We start from the raw sequence: 16,065 nt of genomic DNA, 5'->3' as shown, positions 1-16,065 counted from the left end.
GAGAAACCCGGCCCGGAGAAACCCGGCCCGGAGAAACCCGGCCCGGAGAAACCCGACCCCCCGAGGAAACCCGACCCCCCGGAGAAAGCGGAACGGCCCCGGCCGGTGATCAACCGCGACAACGCCGGTTTCTGGGACGGCGTGGCCGCCCACCGGCTGCTGATCCAGCGCTGTGACGCCTGCGGGAAGCTCCGCTTCCCCTGGCTGCCCGGCTGCGGTGGCTGTGGCTCGCCCGCCTGGACGGCGGTGGAGGCCTCCGGCGCCGGGACGGTCTACTCCTATGTGGTCATGCACCACCCGCCCTTCCCGGCCTTTGACCCGCCCTATGCGGTCGGGCTGATCGAACTCGCCGAGGGCGTACGGATGATCAGCAATGTCACGGGCGTGGAGCCTGGGCAGGTGCGGATCGGCATGCCGGTGCGGCTGGAGTTCATCACCGTGGACAACGAACAGACACTTCCGGTCTTCCGCGCCGAAAGCGCCCGGAAAGAAACCGAGTTGGCCCCGCTTTCCATTCCCATCACCCGCACCCTCGTCATCGCCGGCGCCATTGCCTCTCGCGATTACCAGGATGTGCACCATGACCCGGAGGCCGCTCGCGCCAAAGGCGCACCCGACATCTTTATGAACATCCTGACCAGCAATGGTCTGGTGGGCCGCTATATCGCCGAACGCTTCGGGCCCGGGGCCGTCCTCCGCAAGGTGGCGATCCGGCTCGGCGTCCCCAACCATCCCGGTGACATCCTGACGTTGACCGGAACCATTGAAGCCGGCAGCGCAGCGGAGACCAGAGTCTCGGTCATCGGAGTGAACCGCCTCGGCCGGCACCTCAGCGGAACGGTGACGCTCACGGAGGCCCGCTCATGAGCCTGCGCAACCCCGACACCCTCGGCGGCCGGGCGGCCGTGGCCGGCATCGGCGCGACGGAGTTCTCCAAGAACTCCGGCCGCAGTGAACTGGCCCTGGCCGCCGAGGCGGTACGGGCCGCCCTGGCGGATGCCGGGCTGGGCCCCGGCGAGGTCGACGGCATGGTCACCTTCACCATGGACACCAGCCCCGAGATCACCGTCGCCCAGACGGTCGGCATCGGCGAGCTGTCCTTCTTCTCCCGGGTGCACTACGGCGGCGGTGGCGCCTGCGCCGTGGTGCAGCAGGCGGCCCTGGCCATCGCGGCCGGGGTCGCCGAGGTGGTGGTCTGCTACCGCGCGTTCAACGAGCGTTCGGGCCGCCGCTTCGGCGCGGGCGCCCAGCGGCACGAGCCCTCCGCCGAGGGGGTCGCGCTGGGCTGGTCCCTGCCGTTCGGGCTGCTCACGCCCGCCTCCTGGGTGGCGATGGCGGCCCGCCGCTATCTGCACACCCACGGCCTGGAGCCCGAGGTCTTCGGGCAGGTGGCCGTCAGCTGCCGCCGCCATGCGGCGACCAATCCGGCCGCGTACTTCCACGGCAGGCCGATCACGCTCGCCGAGCATGCCGCCTCGCGGTGGATCGCCGAGCCGCTGCGACTGCTCGACTGCTGTCAGGAGACCGACGGCGGGCTGGCGTTGGTGGTCACCTCCCTGGACCGGGCCCGCGATCTTCCGCACCGCCCGGCGGTGATCACTGCCGCGGCCCAGGGCTCCGGCCGGGCCCAGGAGATGATGACCAGCTTCTACCGTGACGATCTCGCCGGACTCCCCGAACTGCGGGTCGTCGGAAACCAGTTGTGGCGCACCGGTGGACTGGGACCGGAAGACATCCAGGTGGCCATCCTCTATGACCACTTCACCCCGTTTGTGCTGATGCAGTTGGAGGAGCTGGGCTTCTGCGCCCCCGGCGAGGGCGCCGGGTTCGTCGCCGCCGGCGCGCTGCCGCTGAACACCCATGGCGGTCAATTGGGCGAGGCCTATCTGCATGGCATGAACGGCATTGCCGAGGCGGTCCGGCAGTTGCGCGGAAGCGCGGTGAACCAGATGTCGAATGTCGCAAATGTCTTGGTCACTGCCGGGACCGGAGTTCCCACGTCCGGGCTTCTTCTTGGCGCAGACGGATGAATCCAAGGCGTGTCATCGGCGGGGATCATGATATTGCCCCTTGACTTCGCGGTATGGACCGACGGAGAAAGATCATCGGATATCTCGTCGCCCTGATGGCGGCCCTGGCCCAGCTTCCGGCGGCGTATGCTCCCGCCACCGCGGCCGGTCCGCAGTACGGGATAAGGCGGGGTGCCACGGTGTTCAAGGGCCGGGGCTTCGACACCTGCGAGGCACCGCCGCTGACCACCCTGCGGGCCTGGGGAACCTCCGAATACCGCGCCGTCGGCGTCTACTTCGCGGGCCGTGCCCGCGCCTGTACCCGCCAGCGCTACCTCAGCCAGGCCTGGCTGACCGGCGCCCGCGACCTCGGCTGGAAGGTGCTGCCCCTCTATGTGGGCTCGCAGTCGCCCTGCGTCCGCGCGGAGAACAAGAGGGGTTACCCCATCGGGGACTACCCGGAGGACCAGGGCATCGACGAGGGCGTGGACGCGGTGCACAAGGCCGACCGGCTCGGGATCTCGCCCGGCAGCGCGATCTACCTCGACATGGAGGCGTACGACGACAAGGACGACGACTGCGCGAGCACCACGCTCGCCTTCGTCCGGTCGTGGAGCGCCACCGTCGTCCGCCATGGCTATGTGCCCGGCTTCTACAGCAGTGCCGAGTCCGGCGTCCGGCACATGGAGAGCGCCCGGCGGTCCGGGACGGACTCCCTGCCGGAGGCGATGTGGTTCGCCCGCTGGCGGGTGAGCCCGTCGACGGAGAAGGAGCGCACGCTCGCACCCGGCTCCTGGCACCACCGCCGCATCCACCAGTACGCCGGGGACGTCACCGAGACCCACGGCGGCCGGAAGCTGACCATCGACCGCAATCTGATCGACGCCCCGGTCGCGGTGATCGGCTGAAATACCCCTCCAGGAGGTGGGGCCGTCCCTCCCTGTACGACCTGAGGCGGATCGGGCTTCGGCACCTGCGGCCGATCCGCCGGGTACGGGTGCGCTCCTAGCGTTGAGGCATGACCACGACCGTGTGCCCCAGCGCATTCACTGCCGTGTACCCGACGTTCTCCTCCTACGTACGGGCACGCGGACCGGTGCTGCAGCGCACCGCCCGCTCGCTGACCTCGAACCCGTGCGACGCGGAGGACCTGCTGCAGACCGCGCTCACCAAGACCTACCTGGCCTGGGAGCGGATCGAGGACCACCGGGCCCTCGACGGGTATGTCCGCCGGGCGCTGGTCAACACCCGCACCTCGCAGTGGCGCAAGCGCAAGGTCGAGGAGTACCCCTACGACGAGCTCCCGGAGCGCGAGGACGCTCCGGTGTCCGACCCGGCGGAGTCACAGGCGCTGCGCGACGCGATGTGGCGCGCGGTGCACCGGCTGCCGGACCGGCAGCGGGCCATGGTCGTCCTCAGGTATTACGAGGACCTCACCGAGGCCCAGACCGCCGAGCTGCTCGGAGTGTCCATCGGCACCGTCAAGAGCGCGGTCTCCCGCGCACTGGGCAAGCTCCGGGAGGACCCCGAGCTGGCCCGGGCCGCGTAAGACCCGCCCCGGGGGTAGTGACACACCTCTGGAAACGCCACCAGAATCACCCGGGAACAACCCTCGTGGAATGGGGAGGCCCCTGGTGCAGAGCACGATGCAGGACGTACCGCTGACCGTCACCCGGATCCTGGCGCATGGAGCCACGGTCCACGGCCGAGCGCAGGTCACGACCTGGACGGGAGACGGCGGCGGCCCCCGGCGCCGCAGCTTCGCCGAGACCGGCGCCCGGGCCGCACGGCTCGCGCACGCACTGCGGGGCCTCGGCGCCGGTGAGGGCGACGCCGTCGGGACGCTGATGTGGAACAACAGCGATCACCTGGAGGCCTATTTGGCGATCCCGGCGATGGGCGCGGTGCTGCACACACTCAACCTCCGGCTGCCCGCCGGGCAACTCGCCTGGATCGTCGGGCACGCGGGCGACCGGGTCATCATCGTCAACGGCTCGCTCCTGCCGCTGCTCGCGCCGCTCCTGCCCCGGCTGGACTCCGTCGAGCATGTGATCGTCTCGGGCGAGGGCGACCGGTCCGTACTGGAAGGCTGCCGGGCCCGAGTGCACGGCTACGAGGACCTGCTGGCGGCCCAGCCGGACAGCCCGTACCACTGGCCGGAGCTGGACGAGCGCCAAGCGGCCGCACTCTGCTACACCTCCGGGACCACGGGTGAGCCCAAGGGCGTCGTCTACAGCCACCGTTCCGTCTATCTGCACTCGATGGAGGTCAACTCCGGGAGTTCCTTCGGGCTGACGCCGGGCGAGATCTGTCTGCCCGTGGTGCCGATGTTCCACGTCAACGCCTGGGGCCTGCCCCATGCGGCCTTTATGTCGGGCGCCTCCCTCCTCTTCCCCGACCGCTTCCTCCAGCCCGTGCCGCTCGCGGAGATGATCGAGGCCGAGCGGCCCACGGTGATGGCCGGGGTACCGACCATCTGGCAGGGCCTGCTGACCGAACTCGACGCCAGGCCACGCCCCGTCGACTCCCTCAAGGCCGTGATCAGCGGAGGGGCCCCCTGCCCGCCCGCCCTGATGAAGGAGTACGAGGAGCGCCACGGGCTGCGGGTGGTGCAAGCCTGGGGCATGACGGAGACCTCGCCGCTGGGCGCGATGGCCTTCCCGCCGCCCGGGCTCAGCGCGGCGGAGGCCTGGCCGTACCGCGTCACCCAGGGACGGATCCCCGCATCGGTGGAGGCCCGGCTGGCCGGGCCGGACGGCGCCTTCCTGCCGTGGGACGGGGAGTCGGCCGGTGAGCTGGAGGTACGCGGCCCGTGGATCGCGGGCGCCTACCACGGCGGGGTGAACGGCGAACCCAGCCGGCCGGACGACAAGTTCAGCCCGGACGGCTGGCTGCGCACCGGCGACGTCGGCACGATCACCCACGACGGCTATCTGACGCTCACCGACCGGGCGAAGGACGTCATCAAGTCGGGCGGCGAGTGGATCTCCTCGGTCGAGCTGGAGAACCACCTGATGGCCCACCCCGAGGTCGCGGAGGCCGCAGTGGTGGCCGTCCCGGACGACAAATGGGGTGAACGCCCCCTGGCGGCCGTGGTGTTGCGGGACGGTTCATCGACCGGTTACGAGGACCTGCGGACCTTCCTGGCCGACCGGATCGCACGTTGGCAGCTGCCGGAGCGCTGGGTGCGGATCGCGGCGGTGCCGAAGACGTCCGTCGGAAAGTTCGACAAGAAGTTGCTGCGCAAACAGTATGCGGACGGTGAGTTGGAGGTCACCCTCCTGGCCTGAGGGCCGCCGGTACCCGACGACGCCACCCCCCGACCCAGCCCACCACCACGCTCACCCCGGCGATCGCGCACACCGCGCCCCACCCCCACCGCCCGAACGCCGGCCCCGCGAGCGCGGTGGCCACCGCCCCGCCGAGGAAGGCGGACATCACATACGCCGTATTGGCCGTGGCCGGGGTGGACGTCGCCGCCAGCGCCCGCGCCTGATTGGCAACCTGCCCCGCCACCAGCCCCGCATGGATCAGCACGCCCGCCGCACACAGCGCCCACAACTGCCGCCCGCCCAGCCAGAACACCGGTACGGACGCCGCCACCAGCACATACGCACCCACCAACACCCGCCCCGGTCCAAACCGGTCGATGAACGTACCCGACACCGGGGCAACCGCAGTCGACGCCAGCCCGAACAGCCCGAACAGCCCGGCCGCCCCGGTCGACAGGTGGTAAGGCCCGGACGCCGAGGTCAGCAACAAGGTGACCGTGGTCCAGAGCGACATCCAGGCCCCGAACAACCCCGCCTGCCGCAGGCAGGCGGCCCGCAACTCGGCCGAGGAGGCCAGCATGCGCGGCATCCCGGCCATCGCCCGCAGCGGATTGGCGGCTCGCCGCCGCCGGTTCTCGGCCGGCAGCAGCAGAGCGGTCATCAGCCCGACAGCCACGGTCAATGCCGCCGCACCGTAAAAGACGGCCCGCCACCCGTACGCCTGCCCCGCGAGCCCACCCAGCACTCGCGCCGCGACGCCACCCGTGAACAGCCCGGCCACCACCGCGGACACCTGCCGGGCCCGCCGCTCGGCAGGCGCCCGCTCGGCGACGAGCGGCACCAGCAACTGCGGCACGACCGTGGCGGCGCAAGCCGCCAGCACGGCTCCGGCCAGCGCGGGCAGCCCGGGCGCCAGGGCGGCGACGACCAGGGCGGCGCCCGCGGCAACCGACAGGATCCCGACGAGCCGCCGCCGGTCCGCGGTGTCCCCGAGCGGCGCGAACACCAACAGCCCGACGGCATAGCCGAGTTGGGCGACCGACGCGATCCAGCCCACGCTGGAGGACGGGACGCCGAAGTCCCGGGCGATGAGCCCGAGCAGTGGCGCCGCGAGATAGATGTTGGCGGCGGTGACCGCCGTGCACAGGGCTATGACGCCCAGCAGGATGCCGGGCCGCGGCCCGCCTGGCGCCGATGTGGCAGACGCCGCCTGCGCCGGGGTTCCGGCCCTGGACGCGGAAGGATTCATAAGGGTGGCTGCTCCGACTGCTCTGACTGCTCTGACTGCTCCGACCGAACCGACCGCACCGGCTGCCCCAAATCTCCAACCAACCAGTTGGTTACCGCATGAATATCCGCCACCCGCGCACCCCCTGTCAACCAAATAGTTGGTTACCCTGAGTCCATGGCAACAGTCAGGGACCCCGAGGCGACCAAGGCCCGCATCTTCGCCGCGGCCACCGCCGAATTCGCCGCCCATGGCATCGCCGGTGCGCGCATCGACCGCATCGCACGCGAGGCCAAGGCGAACAAGCAGCTGATCTACGCCTACTTCGGCAACAAGGCCGAGCTCTTCTCCCAAGTCCTGAACAAGCGCCTGACGGAACTCGCCGCCGACGTCCCCGTCGACGCCGAGGACCTGGACGGCTGGATCGACCGCCTGATGGCCTATCACGCCGCCCACCCCGAGGTGATCCGGCTGGTCTACTGGGAGGGCCTGGAGTACGGCACCAGCAGCTTCCCCCACGAGGAGGAGCGCAGGCGCCACTACGACCGGAAGGTCGCCGCATTCGCCGAGGCGCAGCGGAAGGGCGTCATCAGCTCCGACATCCCGGCGGGGGACCTGCTCTTTATGATGATCGCCCTGGTGTCATGGACGACCGTCCAGCCGCAGATGAGGCGGGTGCTGACCGGCGCCACCGAGGAGGATCACGATCGCCTGCGGGCGTCTGTCCGAACGGCCGCACGCCGCATCGTGGGGCACGCTTCCTGAGCCTCCCCGGGGGACACCCCCGCGAGTCAGCCCGGACTGGTGCCGATCTTCCCCAGCAGATCCACGATCCGCCCCTGCACCTCCGTGCTCGTCGAGCGCTCCGCGAGAAAGAGCACCGTCTCCCCCGAGGCCAGCCGGGGCAGTTGCGCCGGATCGATGCCGGCCGAGGTGTAGACGACCAGCGGCGTACGGCTCAACAGGCCGTTGCCGCGCAGCCAGTCGATGATGCCCGCGCGTCGGCGCCGGACCTGCAGCAGATCCATCACCACCAGATTCGGACGAACCTGTTCCGCCAGCGTCACCGCCTCGCTGTCCGTCGCCGCACAGGCCACCTGCACACCGCGCCGCTCCAGCGTCGCCGTCAGGGCGTTGGCGATCGGCTCGTGCTCCTCCATCAACAGCACGCGCGGCGGGTGCATTTCGCTGTCCCGCGGGGCCAGCGCCTTCAGCAGCACGGCCGGGTCGGCCCCGTACGCCGCCTCCCGGGTGGCCTGGCCCAGGCCCGCGGTCACCAGCACCGGGACCTCGGCCGCGACGGCGGCCTGGCGCAGCGACTGCAGCGCGGTCCGGGTGATCGGCCCGGTCAGCGGGTCCACGAAGAGCGCGGCCGGGTAGGCCGCCATCTGTGCGTCGACCTCATCGCGCGAGTGGACGATGACGGGCCGGTAGCCGCGCTCCGTCAGCGCCTGCTCGGTGGACGCGTCCGGGGCCGGCCAGACAAGCAGCCGACGCGGGTTGTCGAGCGGTTCGGGGGGCAGCTCGTCGTCCACCGGCGGCCGTACCGCCGCCACGGTGTTGACGATCTCCACCGCGCCGTTGGGGCCGTCGAGCGGCTCGGGCCCCTCGGCGCCCTCGTCCGGAGCCCCTATGGCGAAGGTCCGGCCCTCGGGCGCGACCGGTGGGTGCGGTCGCGCGGCGGGCTGCGCCTCGCGCTCCCCCTCGGCCGGGTTGCCCAGCTTCCGCCGCCGCCCCGAGCCGACGCTGGTGCCTCCGGGCGGAGTGGCGTCGCCGGGCGGCGCGAATGGCGCGCCCTGGCCGAGCGTACGCACGCTGATCGGCCGTGCGGTCGCCGCCGGACCGCCGCCCTGCTGCGGCGCCGCGCCCGGTTCCTCCGCGAGCGGCCGCCGGGCCCGCCGCCGGCCGGTGGGCGAGGCCGCTGGTTCGGCCGGTGCCGGGGCGGCGCTGGGCGCGGCGGAAGCGCTGTCGTACGGCGCGGGCCCCGGCTGCGCCGGAACCATGGGCTCCGCGGCTCGCGAACCGTCGGCCGCGCCCGGCGCCTTGGGCGCCTCGGGCTCGGGCCTGCGGTCGGCCTCGGCCGGCGGCAGGGCGAACGCGGTGCGCGGTACGTCCGGTTCGGCGTCGGCCTGGCCCGGGATCGTCCGCTCGGGCGCCGCCGTCTCGACGGCGGAACGCCGGGCCCGCCGCCCGGTGGGTGCGGCCACCGCGACCGGCTCCGCCGGCCCGCCGGACTCGGGCGTGCGGTCGGCCGCCGCGGGTGGCAGCGCGAACGCGGCCCGCGGCGGCTGCGGTTCCGGCTGCCGCGGTTCCACCTGCTCGCGCCGTGCCCGGCGCCCGCCGGACTGCGGCGGCACCAGCCCCGCACCCGACGGCGGCGGCCCGGAGGCACCGCCCGCGGCACGCGCGTCGCGCTCCTCGGCCCCGGTCCGTTCCGCGTCCGGACGGGCCGGGGCCCGCCGCCGCCCGGTCGGCTCGGACCGCTCGGCGAGCTCGCCGCCCGGGGACCGCTCGGCCTCGGCCGCCTGGCCGGTGACGGCCTCGGCGGCCCGTTTCCCCCGCCGCCCACCACCCTGCTCCGCGGCAGCGGAACCGGCAGCGGAACCAGCGGAGCCCGGGGCCGAACCCGAGGCCGTGCCCGGCCCCTCCGCCGCCGCCCTGGGCGCGGGCATCGGCATTATCGTCGTCCCGCTGCCGATGCTCGCCGGGCCCGATCCCGGCCGCTCCGCCGAGGCCGTCACCGGCCCGTCGGCCGAGGAGAGCGGCACCTCCAGTACATACGCCTTGCCGCCCGCCGTCCCCGGCACATCGTGGGTCTGCAGCACTCCGCCGTGCTGCCGCACAATGCCGCGCACGATCGGCTGGTGGACCGGGTCGCCGCCGGCGTACGGCCCGCGCACCTCGATGCGGACCACCGTGTCCCGCTTGGCCGCCGCGACGACGATCGTCGAGTCACCGGAAGCGGTGCCGCCCGAGGGCGCGTTGCCGGTGGCGTCCACCCCCGCCACATCCGCGATCAGATGCGCCAGCGCCTGCGCGAACCAGTCCGCGTCGACCTCGGCCTCGATCTTCGGTGCGTGCACCGCGAACTGTGCGCGGCCCGGGCCGATCAGCTCGACCGCGCCCTCGACGCCGGCCGCCACCACCTCGTCCAGCGCGGACTTCTCGCGCACCAGCCTGGTCTCGCCCGACTCCAGCCGCTGGTGGGCCAGCACATTGTCGACAAGCTTCGCCATCCGGCCGTATCCGGCGGCGAGATGGTGCAGGATCTGGTTGGCCTCGGGCCACAGCTGGCCGGCCGGGTCGTCGGCAAGCGTGCCCAGCTCGCCCCGGAGTTGCTCCAGCGGGCCGCGCAGCGAGCCGCCCAGCACCGCCAGCAGCTGGGCGTGGCGTGCGGCGAGCGCGTCGTAGGGGCGGCGGTCGGTGAAGGTCATCACCGCGCCGACCAGCTGGTCGCCGTCGCGCACCGGCGCGGTGGTCAGATCGACCGGCACCGCACGTCCGTCCTTGGCCCACAGCACCTGCCCGCGCACCCGGTGCTTGCGCCCGGAGCGCAGCGTGTCGGCGATCGGCGACTCCTCGTACGGGAACGGTGTGCCGTCCGCGCGCGAGTGGTGGATCAGCGGGTGCAGTTCGCGCCCGCCGAGGTCGCTGGCCCGGTAGCCGAGGATCTGCGCGGCGGAGGGGTTGACGAGCACCACCTTCCCGGCGGTGTCGACGCCGACCACGCCCTCGGCCGCCGCGCGCAGGATCATCTCGGTCTGGCGCTGCTGGCGGGCGAGTTCGGCCTCGGTGTCGAGGGTCCCGGTCAGGTCCCGCACCACGATCATGAGGAGCTCGTCGCCGGTGTAGGCGGCGTGCGCGTCGGCATACGGAGTCCGTCCGTCCGCCAGGTTGGCGCTGGTCACCTCGACCGGGAACGGGGTGCCGTCGGTACGCCGGGCGATCATGCGGGTGGGCCTGGTGCGCCCGCCGTTGGTCTCGTCGTCCGGCAGCCGCATGGAACCGGGGATGCGGCGCGAGTCGAACGAGGGCAGCAGATCGAGCAGTCCGCGCCCGACGAGCCCGGTGCCGGGGACCTCGAAGGTCTCCAGCGCAATGTGGTTGGCGTTGACGACCGTACCGTTGCAGTTGACGAGCAACAGCGCGTCGGGAAGGGCGTCGAGTATGGCTGCGAGGCGAGCAGCGCCTCGGGATGGCCTGCTGCTCACTGCGCGCTTCCTCCCTGGTTACCGCACCTTGCGACCGCTTCGGGCGGGTTGGCCGCTGCCCCTGCGGCATGTTGTTGAAGCGAAGTCTACGGGCTGCGGAGTCTGGCGCGACGGCGGATGAGCGGTGCGGCGGGGCCTTCGCATGACACCGTCGGGTGGAACGCCGGGTGGAACGCCGGGTGGAACGCCGGATAGAACGCCGGATGAAAGGGGTCAGCCCTTCCGCATGGCGCGTGAAGTTCCCAGCAGCCGGGAGAACTTGTTCCAGCGGCTGATTTCGCATCCGTTCACCCGGTTGAAGTCGGCGTTCACCGGCCGTCCGGCCCAGTTTCCGGTGACGTGGGCCCGCTCCGGCCCGCCGTAGATCATGGTGCAGTCGCTCGCGGGCGGCACGGGGGCGAAGAGGTCCTTGCCCCACTGGGTCTGCCGGTCGAGCTGCTCGCAGGCGGCCTTCGCATGCGGCAGGGTGCCGCCCACCGGGTGGCAGTACAGGTCGTAGGTGCCGTCGTGGCCGGTGTCGGTGAGGGTGACCTTGAGGTGGTCGCCCGGTTCCGGTGCCGGCAGCGGAATCGGGGCGGCGGTGGCGGTAGGGATCGTGAACAGTGCCGGGGCCAGTGCGAAGGTGCCGAGGAGAAGACGGCGGAGTGGCATGAGGGACTCCAGGGGTAGGGGGCGCGGGGACCGATGGGCCGGGCCCTTCGCCCCTCTCTAACGCGCCGGACCGCCGCGCGTTGCGCGCCCCGGAAGTGCTTTGCCCCGTCGGCGGAAAGCCCGGTAACGTAGAGTGCGATTGGTGGCGAGCCGTGAGGCTGTGTCATCATCTGCACGCGACACTCGCGCTCGCGTGGGTGTGCTGGAGGCGTCGCCTAGTCCGGTCTATGGCGCCGCACTGCTAATGCGGTTTGGGCCTTAAAGCCCATCGAGGGTTCAAATCCCTCCGCCTCCGCCCTTTGACCAGGGAGTTCAGCTGTTTTTTTGCTGGGCTCCCTGAGTCGTTTCAGGGGCTCTTTCAGCCGCCTGATGGCACCGTGCTGGCACCAACCGCCGAAAGGCGGCTCTGACGCGGGATGAAGGCCGCGATCCGGCGCGTGGCGTCCTCGGCCAGCTCCTCGGCCACCACCGCGTAGACGTCTTTCGTGAATGAGACGCTACTGTGACCTAGGACCTCGGACACAAATTTGTCGTCCACTCCCGCGGCAATCAGCATCGTCGCCGCACCGTGACGCAAATCATGGAAGCGGATGGGCGGCAGCGTCATCCGAAGCGCCACCTCGACGGCCGCCTCGGTCGTCCGGAACTTCCGGGTGATCCGCTCGGCCGACCACTTCTCCGCCGCCTTCTCCCGGATGTTCGCGTACCGCTCGAGGAGGATCCGGAAGCGGCTCGACAGATACTCCGCCTTCAGCGCCGCCCCGTCCTCGTAGCAGAACACGCGACCGGCGTCCCGGTACAGCTCGCCCCACCGCAACCGCTCCTTGAGCTTTCGCTTACGCCATGCCTTCAGGACGCGCACGGTCTCGTCGTCGAGGGGGATCTGCCGATAGCCGGCCTCGGTCTTCGTGTCGTCCAACTCGTCGTCGGACTGCGCCTGCAGAACGTGCAGTCGTTTGCGCTCGAGGCTGAGGTCTTTCTCCTCGGCGCCGACCAGCTCGCCGCGTCGTGGACCGTAGTACGAGGCCAGATGCAGCGCCGGATACATGCGCTCCTCGGATGCCTCGGCGAAGTCGAGGAACGCCCCGCACTGCTCGGATGTCCACACCATCACCTTGGCTGGCGCGACCCCGGTCTTCTCCCACGCCTCGACCCGCTCGGCCGTCCACAGCAGGGGACGGACGCGGCCCTGCTTCCGCTTGCCACCCTTCGAGCGCCAGACCCCGTCAGCGGGGTTGTCCGGCCGGATCTTCGACAGCTTGACCGCGTCCGTCAGCGCTCCGTGCAGGACCGCGTGTACACGGCGGATCCGGCTCTCGGAGATCGGGCGGGTGTGCAGCCGGCGGCCGTCGCGGTGGGCCCGCGCATCCTTCAGGCGGCGCAGGACTTCCGACCGGTCGCCCAGTTCCTCGGGCCGGTTCAACTTCCGCATGGCCGCGTACAGCTCGCGAAAGTGCTCGTCCGTGAGGTCGACGACCTTGATGTGCCCGAGGCCCGGCTTCCCGTACAGGTCGATCGCCTCGCGCTCGGCGTCGAGGGTGCTCTTCTTCAGGCCCTCACCGGTCTCGGCCTCGGACTTCCGCCACGTGTACCGGCGCTCGAGGTACTCGCCGAACGTGGTCTTCCGTTCGTCGTGCGCCTTCGGGCTGGCGGCCGTGCCGAGCACCTTGCCCAGCTCCGCCTTGCACTCCCGTTCCGTGTCGAACGGGCCGATGCGCGGCTGTCGGCGCTTCCCACCCGCGGACTTCGGCGCCTCGTACCGGGCGTACCAACCGCCGTGACCCTTCTTGTTCAGGTCCGGGCACTTCTTGCCGAGCAGCCGTTTCGTCTCCGGATCCCGGCATGAGCAAGCCTTGAACGGCTTCATTCACTCCCCCCTCGAGTCGTCCTTGCTGTCGTCCTCGCCGCCGGCCTGCCCGAGCGGGCGTTCAGCGGCCCTCCTTGCTGCCTCTTTTTCGGCTTTCGCCAACTGCTCGCCAAGGTCAGTGACCTCGTCCGTCCCCATCGAAACGTCCCGGGCAACCCTGCCCGGATGAGCCGGCGGCAGGTGTTCGATGATCTCTTCCAGGTCGAAGCCGAGCTGTGCATACCGGCGCTGCGCCATCCGACCTCGCGCCGCGAGGGCGGCAGGGTCGGCGCCCGGCTCGGGCGTGACGGTGTCCTCGATGAGATCGGCCAGCTGGCGGGCGAGCCGCACAGACGGTTGATCGGAAAGCCCGCGGACTCCGGCCGGATTCGCCAGAGCCACGTACTCGGGCCGCAGGCGGCCGTACTCCTGCTCACGTTCGTATGTCTCCGCCGCGATCGCGGGATCGGCGCCGGGTTCGGCCAAGCTGACGCCGTCCCCCGGCCACCAGTCGACCGCCGGCCCCTGTCCCATGGCCCACCGCCAAGCGGTACGGCTGCGCACCTGCGTCTCGGCTGTGAGATCCGTTGGCTCGTCGCCCGAGGTAGGCGGAAGCAACAGGGTGTTCGGTGACACGTTGAGGGCCAGGGCGAACGCCACCAAGTCATCCACGTCGATGCGCCGTTCACCGCGTTCGATCTTGCTGATCACAGTGGGCAGCGTCGGACGTCCCACCTTTTCGAGCAGGTCAGACAAGTCCTTCTGCTTCAGCTGTCTTGCCTTGCGAAGGCGCTCGATGTTGCGTGCCACCCGCTCGGCCGTCGGGCCTGTCACCACTGCCTTGGAAGCCATGATGGAGATTCTGCGGCACGGAGTAGACATCCCGCAAGCTACCTGCTTATCCTCCTTAACCATGGAACGCATTGGCCATCTTGGCTTTTGTGGAGCTCATCTTGGAGTTCTGATGCCACAGCACGCCATGGCGGGCGACGAGCTCTGGCTCACGCCCATCGAGACTGCCGAGATCGTGAACGTCGCCCCGCAGACGCTCGCCAATTGGCGAGCGCAGGGGACCGGGCCGAGCTACTCGAAGCTGTCGGAGGGGCGGGCGGGCCGTATCCGCTACCGCCGCAGCGACGTCCTCGCGTGGCTCGCACAGCGAGGGGTGGCGGCCTGATGACGAACTGGACTCGCCAGGAGATCGAGGCGGAGGGCCCGACGATAGAGGTTCCGGCCCTCGCATCGATCCTCGGCGTCGACAAGGACACCGTCTACGACTCGATACGCCGTGGCGACTGGACCATGACGCGCGTCCTACGCCTCGGCCGCCGCATCAAGATCCCGACTGTCGACGTCGTCACGTATCTGTTCGGCCCCACCGACGGCTCACCGGCCGTGCCATCACCGTGCCGACACAACGAGTTTGCACAGGTCACGGCAGACCAATCGCAGTCTCAATGCGGTTGCACCCCACTTGAATCCGGGGTCGTACGCCACCTCCGGGGCGCATAAGAGCGGCCCCTGTGCAGGCGCCGGTGTTACGAGCACCGACGACGCACAGGGGCACCGACGCCCACCCCTGTCCGAAACGACGAGACCCCGGATCCATCGCCTGCACAGCGCCCGGGGCCTACGTCACCATCACCGATTGGAGTGTTCGCCGTGTGCCAGAGTACGGGCCATTTTCGGCGCCCCACCATCGCCGTGCCCCAGCGAGGTGGCCGGTGACCATGTGCACGACCACCGATCAGGCGGAGCTCTTCCAGGTCGACACCGGCACGGTCGATGCCCATCTGCCCATCGTGCAGCCCATCGCCCTCGCAACCCGCGGACGCGTCGAGTTCACCGGACGCTGCCCCGGCTGCGACGGCTGGCACAGGCACGTCCACCTCGGCAAAGTCACCGCCCCGTGCGGAGCTCAGTACCAGCTGCAGCCCAAGCGCAGGCGCACACGGAGGGCAGCGTGAGCGAGATTTACGGTGCTAGCACCGTAAGGAAGCGTCGGACTCAGGTAGAGCTCGATGCCGTTGACGACGCGATCCTGACGGCAGTGGCTGCTGAGCATCCCGTGACCCTGCGCGGGGTGTACTACCGCGTCGTATCCGCCGGAGCCGTCGACAAGACCGAGAACGGATACCGGCTCGTCGGCCGACAGGTTCTCAAGCTGCGCCGTTCAGGCCGGCTCCCGTATCGCCACATCACCGACGGCACCCGCTGGATCTCCAAGCCGCAGACATGGGACGACGTCGAAAGCATGCTCGACGACGCCGCCGCCTCGTACCGGCGTGCGCTCTGGCGGGACCAGAACGTCGAGGTCCATGTTTTCACCGAAAAGGACGCTATTTCTGGCGTGATCGGCTCCGTTACCTCCAAGTGGGATGTCCCGCTCGGTGTGCTGCGCGGGTACGCGTCCGAGTCGTTCTGCTACTCCATGGCCGAGTCGATCAGAGCTGCGGGCAAGGTCGTGTACGTCTATCAGCTCGGTGACCACGACCCGTCCGGACTCGATGCCTGGCGCGACTTCCAGACGAAGGTCAGCGAGTTCATTCGGGACAAGATGAGGCTGTGCCCGGCGGTCTTCGAGCGGATCGCGGTGACGCCCGAGCAGATCGCCGAGTTCAACTTGCCCACCCGGCCGACCAAGGCATCTGACAGCCGAGCCAGATCCTTTGAAGGCGGCTCTGTCGAGGTCGACGCGATCCCGCCCACTCTCATGCGCGAACTGCTCGAGAAGGCGATCACACAGCACATCGACCCCGAGGCATATCGCCTCCACCAGATCGCCGAACAGTCTGAGCGAGACGTGCTGCACCGCATGATCGGGGGCCGCTCATGACTCCGTTCGACG

Annotated in this window: 15 protein-coding genes and 1 tRNA gene; 11 read left to right on the top strand and 5 right to left on the bottom strand. The window is 70.6% G+C overall.

Annotation, left to right across the window (positions count from 1 at the left end; genetic code table 11):
* The 5 genes from ABCR83_RS17660 to ABCR83_RS17640 form a co-directional block, all read left to right on the top strand.
* Positions 1-867, top strand: an 867-nt coding sequence (locus ABCR83_RS17660) for an OB-fold domain-containing protein (protein WP_462695988.1), incomplete at its 5' end; no start/stop codon positions are given.
* On the top strand, positions 864-2,030 hold the full coding sequence (locus tag ABCR83_RS17655; protein WP_462695987.1) for a lipid-transfer protein: 1,167 nt from the start codon (positions 864-866) through the stop codon (positions 2,028-2,030). The genes ABCR83_RS17660 and ABCR83_RS17655, both read left to right, overlap by 4 nt.
* 53 nt (positions 2,031-2,083) lie before the next feature.
* Positions 2,084-2,917, top strand: coding sequence for a glycoside hydrolase domain-containing protein (locus ABCR83_RS17650; RefSeq protein WP_462695986.1), 834 nt, complete (start codon positions 2,084-2,086; stop codon positions 2,915-2,917).
* 110 nt (positions 2,918-3,027) lie between these two features.
* Positions 3,028-3,558 (top strand): SigE family RNA polymerase sigma factor, encoded by a 531-nt coding sequence (locus tag ABCR83_RS17645; RefSeq protein ID WP_462695985.1) that lies wholly within the window; start codon positions 3,028-3,030, stop codon positions 3,556-3,558.
* Positions 3,559-3,643: 85 nt separating this feature from the next.
* Positions 3,644-5,299, top strand: a complete 1,656-nt coding sequence (locus tag ABCR83_RS17640; RefSeq protein ID WP_462695984.1) for a long-chain fatty acid--CoA ligase — start codon at positions 3,644-3,646, stop codon at positions 5,297-5,299.
* On the opposite strand, the gene ABCR83_RS17635 is transcribed toward ABCR83_RS17640, so the two are convergent.
* Entirely contained in the window at positions 5,283-6,530 is a 1,248-nt protein-coding gene (locus ABCR83_RS17635) for an MFS transporter (protein WP_462695983.1), read from the bottom strand. The genes ABCR83_RS17640 and ABCR83_RS17635 overlap by 17 nt on opposite strands.
* A 156-nt stretch (positions 6,531-6,686) precedes the next feature.
* On the opposite strand from ABCR83_RS17635, the gene ABCR83_RS17630 reads away from it, so the two are divergent.
* On the top strand, positions 6,687-7,274 hold the full coding sequence (locus ABCR83_RS17630; protein ID WP_462695982.1) for a TetR family transcriptional regulator: 588 nt from the start codon (positions 6,687-6,689) through the stop codon (positions 7,272-7,274).
* Between the two features lie 26 nt (positions 7,275-7,300).
* On the opposite strand, the gene ABCR83_RS17625 is transcribed toward ABCR83_RS17630, so the two are convergent.
* Both ABCR83_RS17625 and ABCR83_RS17620 read right to left on the bottom strand, forming a co-directional pair.
* Positions 7,301-10,720 carry a response regulator gene (locus ABCR83_RS17625; protein WP_462695981.1) on the bottom strand — a complete coding sequence of 1,140 codons (3,420 nt, stop codon included), beginning with the start codon at positions 10,718-10,720 and terminating at the stop codon, positions 7,301-7,303.
* A 213-nt stretch (positions 10,721-10,933) separates the two neighbouring features.
* The gene (locus ABCR83_RS17620) at positions 10,934-11,371 is read right to left on the bottom strand and encodes an SSI family serine proteinase inhibitor (protein ID WP_462695980.1); all 438 of its coding nucleotides are present in this window, start codon (positions 11,369-11,371) and stop codon (positions 10,934-10,936) included.
* A gap of 204 nt (positions 11,372-11,575) precedes the next feature.
* Between ABCR83_RS17620 and ABCR83_RS17615 the strand changes: the two genes are divergently transcribed.
* Positions 11,576-11,666 (top strand) — tRNA-Ser (locus tag ABCR83_RS17615).
* A gap of 63 nt (positions 11,667-11,729) precedes the next feature.
* Here ABCR83_RS17615 and ABCR83_RS17610 read toward each other — a convergent pair.
* Both ABCR83_RS17610 and ABCR83_RS17605 read right to left on the bottom strand, forming a co-directional pair.
* A complete protein-coding gene (locus tag ABCR83_RS17610; RefSeq protein ID WP_462695979.1) occupies positions 11,730-13,238 on the bottom strand; it encodes a tyrosine-type recombinase/integrase in 1,509 nt (502 codons plus the stop codon).
* Complete coding sequence (locus ABCR83_RS17605; protein ID WP_462695978.1) at positions 13,239-14,069, bottom strand: helix-turn-helix domain-containing protein; 831 nt, start codon at positions 14,067-14,069, stop codon at positions 13,239-13,241.
* Positions 14,070-14,130: 61 nt separating this feature from the next.
* Here ABCR83_RS17605 and ABCR83_RS17600 point away from each other — a divergent pair, with 61 nt between their 5' ends.
* The 4 genes from ABCR83_RS17600 to ABCR83_RS17585 all read left to right on the top strand — a co-directional run bounded on the left by ABCR83_RS17600 (position 14,131) and on the right by ABCR83_RS17585 (position 16,053).
* Complete coding sequence (locus ABCR83_RS17600; RefSeq protein WP_462695977.1) at positions 14,131-14,394, top strand: helix-turn-helix transcriptional regulator; 264 nt, start codon at positions 14,131-14,133, stop codon at positions 14,392-14,394.
* Positions 14,394-14,729 carry a helix-turn-helix domain-containing protein gene (locus ABCR83_RS17595; protein ID WP_462695976.1) on the top strand — a complete coding sequence of 112 codons (336 nt, stop codon included), beginning with the start codon at positions 14,394-14,396 and terminating at the stop codon, positions 14,727-14,729. The genes ABCR83_RS17600 and ABCR83_RS17595 overlap by 1 nt, the downstream gene beginning before the upstream one ends.
* Before the next feature lie 218 nt (positions 14,730-14,947).
* On the top strand, positions 14,948-15,184 hold the full coding sequence (locus ABCR83_RS17590; RefSeq protein ID WP_462695975.1) for a hypothetical protein: 237 nt from the start codon (positions 14,948-14,950) through the stop codon (positions 15,182-15,184).
* Positions 15,181-16,053 (top strand): hypothetical protein, encoded by an 873-nt coding sequence (locus tag ABCR83_RS17585; protein WP_462695974.1) that lies wholly within the window; start codon positions 15,181-15,183, stop codon positions 16,051-16,053. Before ABCR83_RS17590 ends, ABCR83_RS17585 begins: the two co-directional genes overlap by 4 nt.
* The last annotated feature ends 12 nt before the right edge of the window (positions 16,054-16,065 follow it).

It is taken from the genome of Streptomyces xingningensis (assembly GCF_054957865.1).
Note: the sequence above shows the minus strand (reverse complement) of the source record. Positions and strands in the feature narration are given on the sequence as shown.

Excerpts from the sequence above, each read along its gene's own strand:
- ABCR83_RS17655 (WP_462695987.1), top strand. The coding sequence starts at position 864 with ATGAGCCTGCGCAACCCCGACACCCTCGGCGGCCGGGCGGCCGTGGCC.
- ABCR83_RS17650 (WP_462695986.1), top strand. The coding sequence starts at position 2,084 with ATGGACCGACGGAGAAAGATCATCGGATATCTCGTCGCCCTGATGGCG.
- ABCR83_RS17645 (WP_462695985.1), top strand. The coding sequence starts at position 3,028 with ATGACCACGACCGTGTGCCCCAGCGCATTCACTGCCGTGTACCCGACG.
- ABCR83_RS17635 (WP_462695983.1), bottom strand. The coding sequence starts at position 6,530 with ATGAATCCTTCCGCGTCCAGGGCCGGAACCCCGGCGCAGGCGGCGTCT.
- ABCR83_RS17630 (WP_462695982.1), top strand. The coding sequence starts at position 6,687 with ATGGCAACAGTCAGGGACCCCGAGGCGACCAAGGCCCGCATCTTCGCC.
- ABCR83_RS17620 (WP_462695980.1), bottom strand. The coding sequence starts at position 11,371 with ATGCCACTCCGCCGTCTTCTCCTCGGCACCTTCGCACTGGCCCCGGCA.
- ABCR83_RS17610 (WP_462695979.1), bottom strand. The coding sequence starts at position 13,238 with ATGAAGCCGTTCAAGGCTTGCTCATGCCGGGATCCGGAGACGAAACGG.
- ABCR83_RS17605 (WP_462695978.1), bottom strand. The coding sequence starts at position 14,069 with ATGGCTTCCAAGGCAGTGGTGACAGGCCCGACGGCCGAGCGGGTGGCA.
- ABCR83_RS17600 (WP_462695977.1), top strand. The coding sequence starts at position 14,131 with ATGGAACGCATTGGCCATCTTGGCTTTTGTGGAGCTCATCTTGGAGTT.
- ABCR83_RS17595 (WP_462695976.1), top strand. The coding sequence starts at position 14,394 with ATGACGAACTGGACTCGCCAGGAGATCGAGGCGGAGGGCCCGACGATA.
- ABCR83_RS17590 (WP_462695975.1), top strand. The coding sequence starts at position 14,948 with ATGTGCACGACCACCGATCAGGCGGAGCTCTTCCAGGTCGACACCGGC.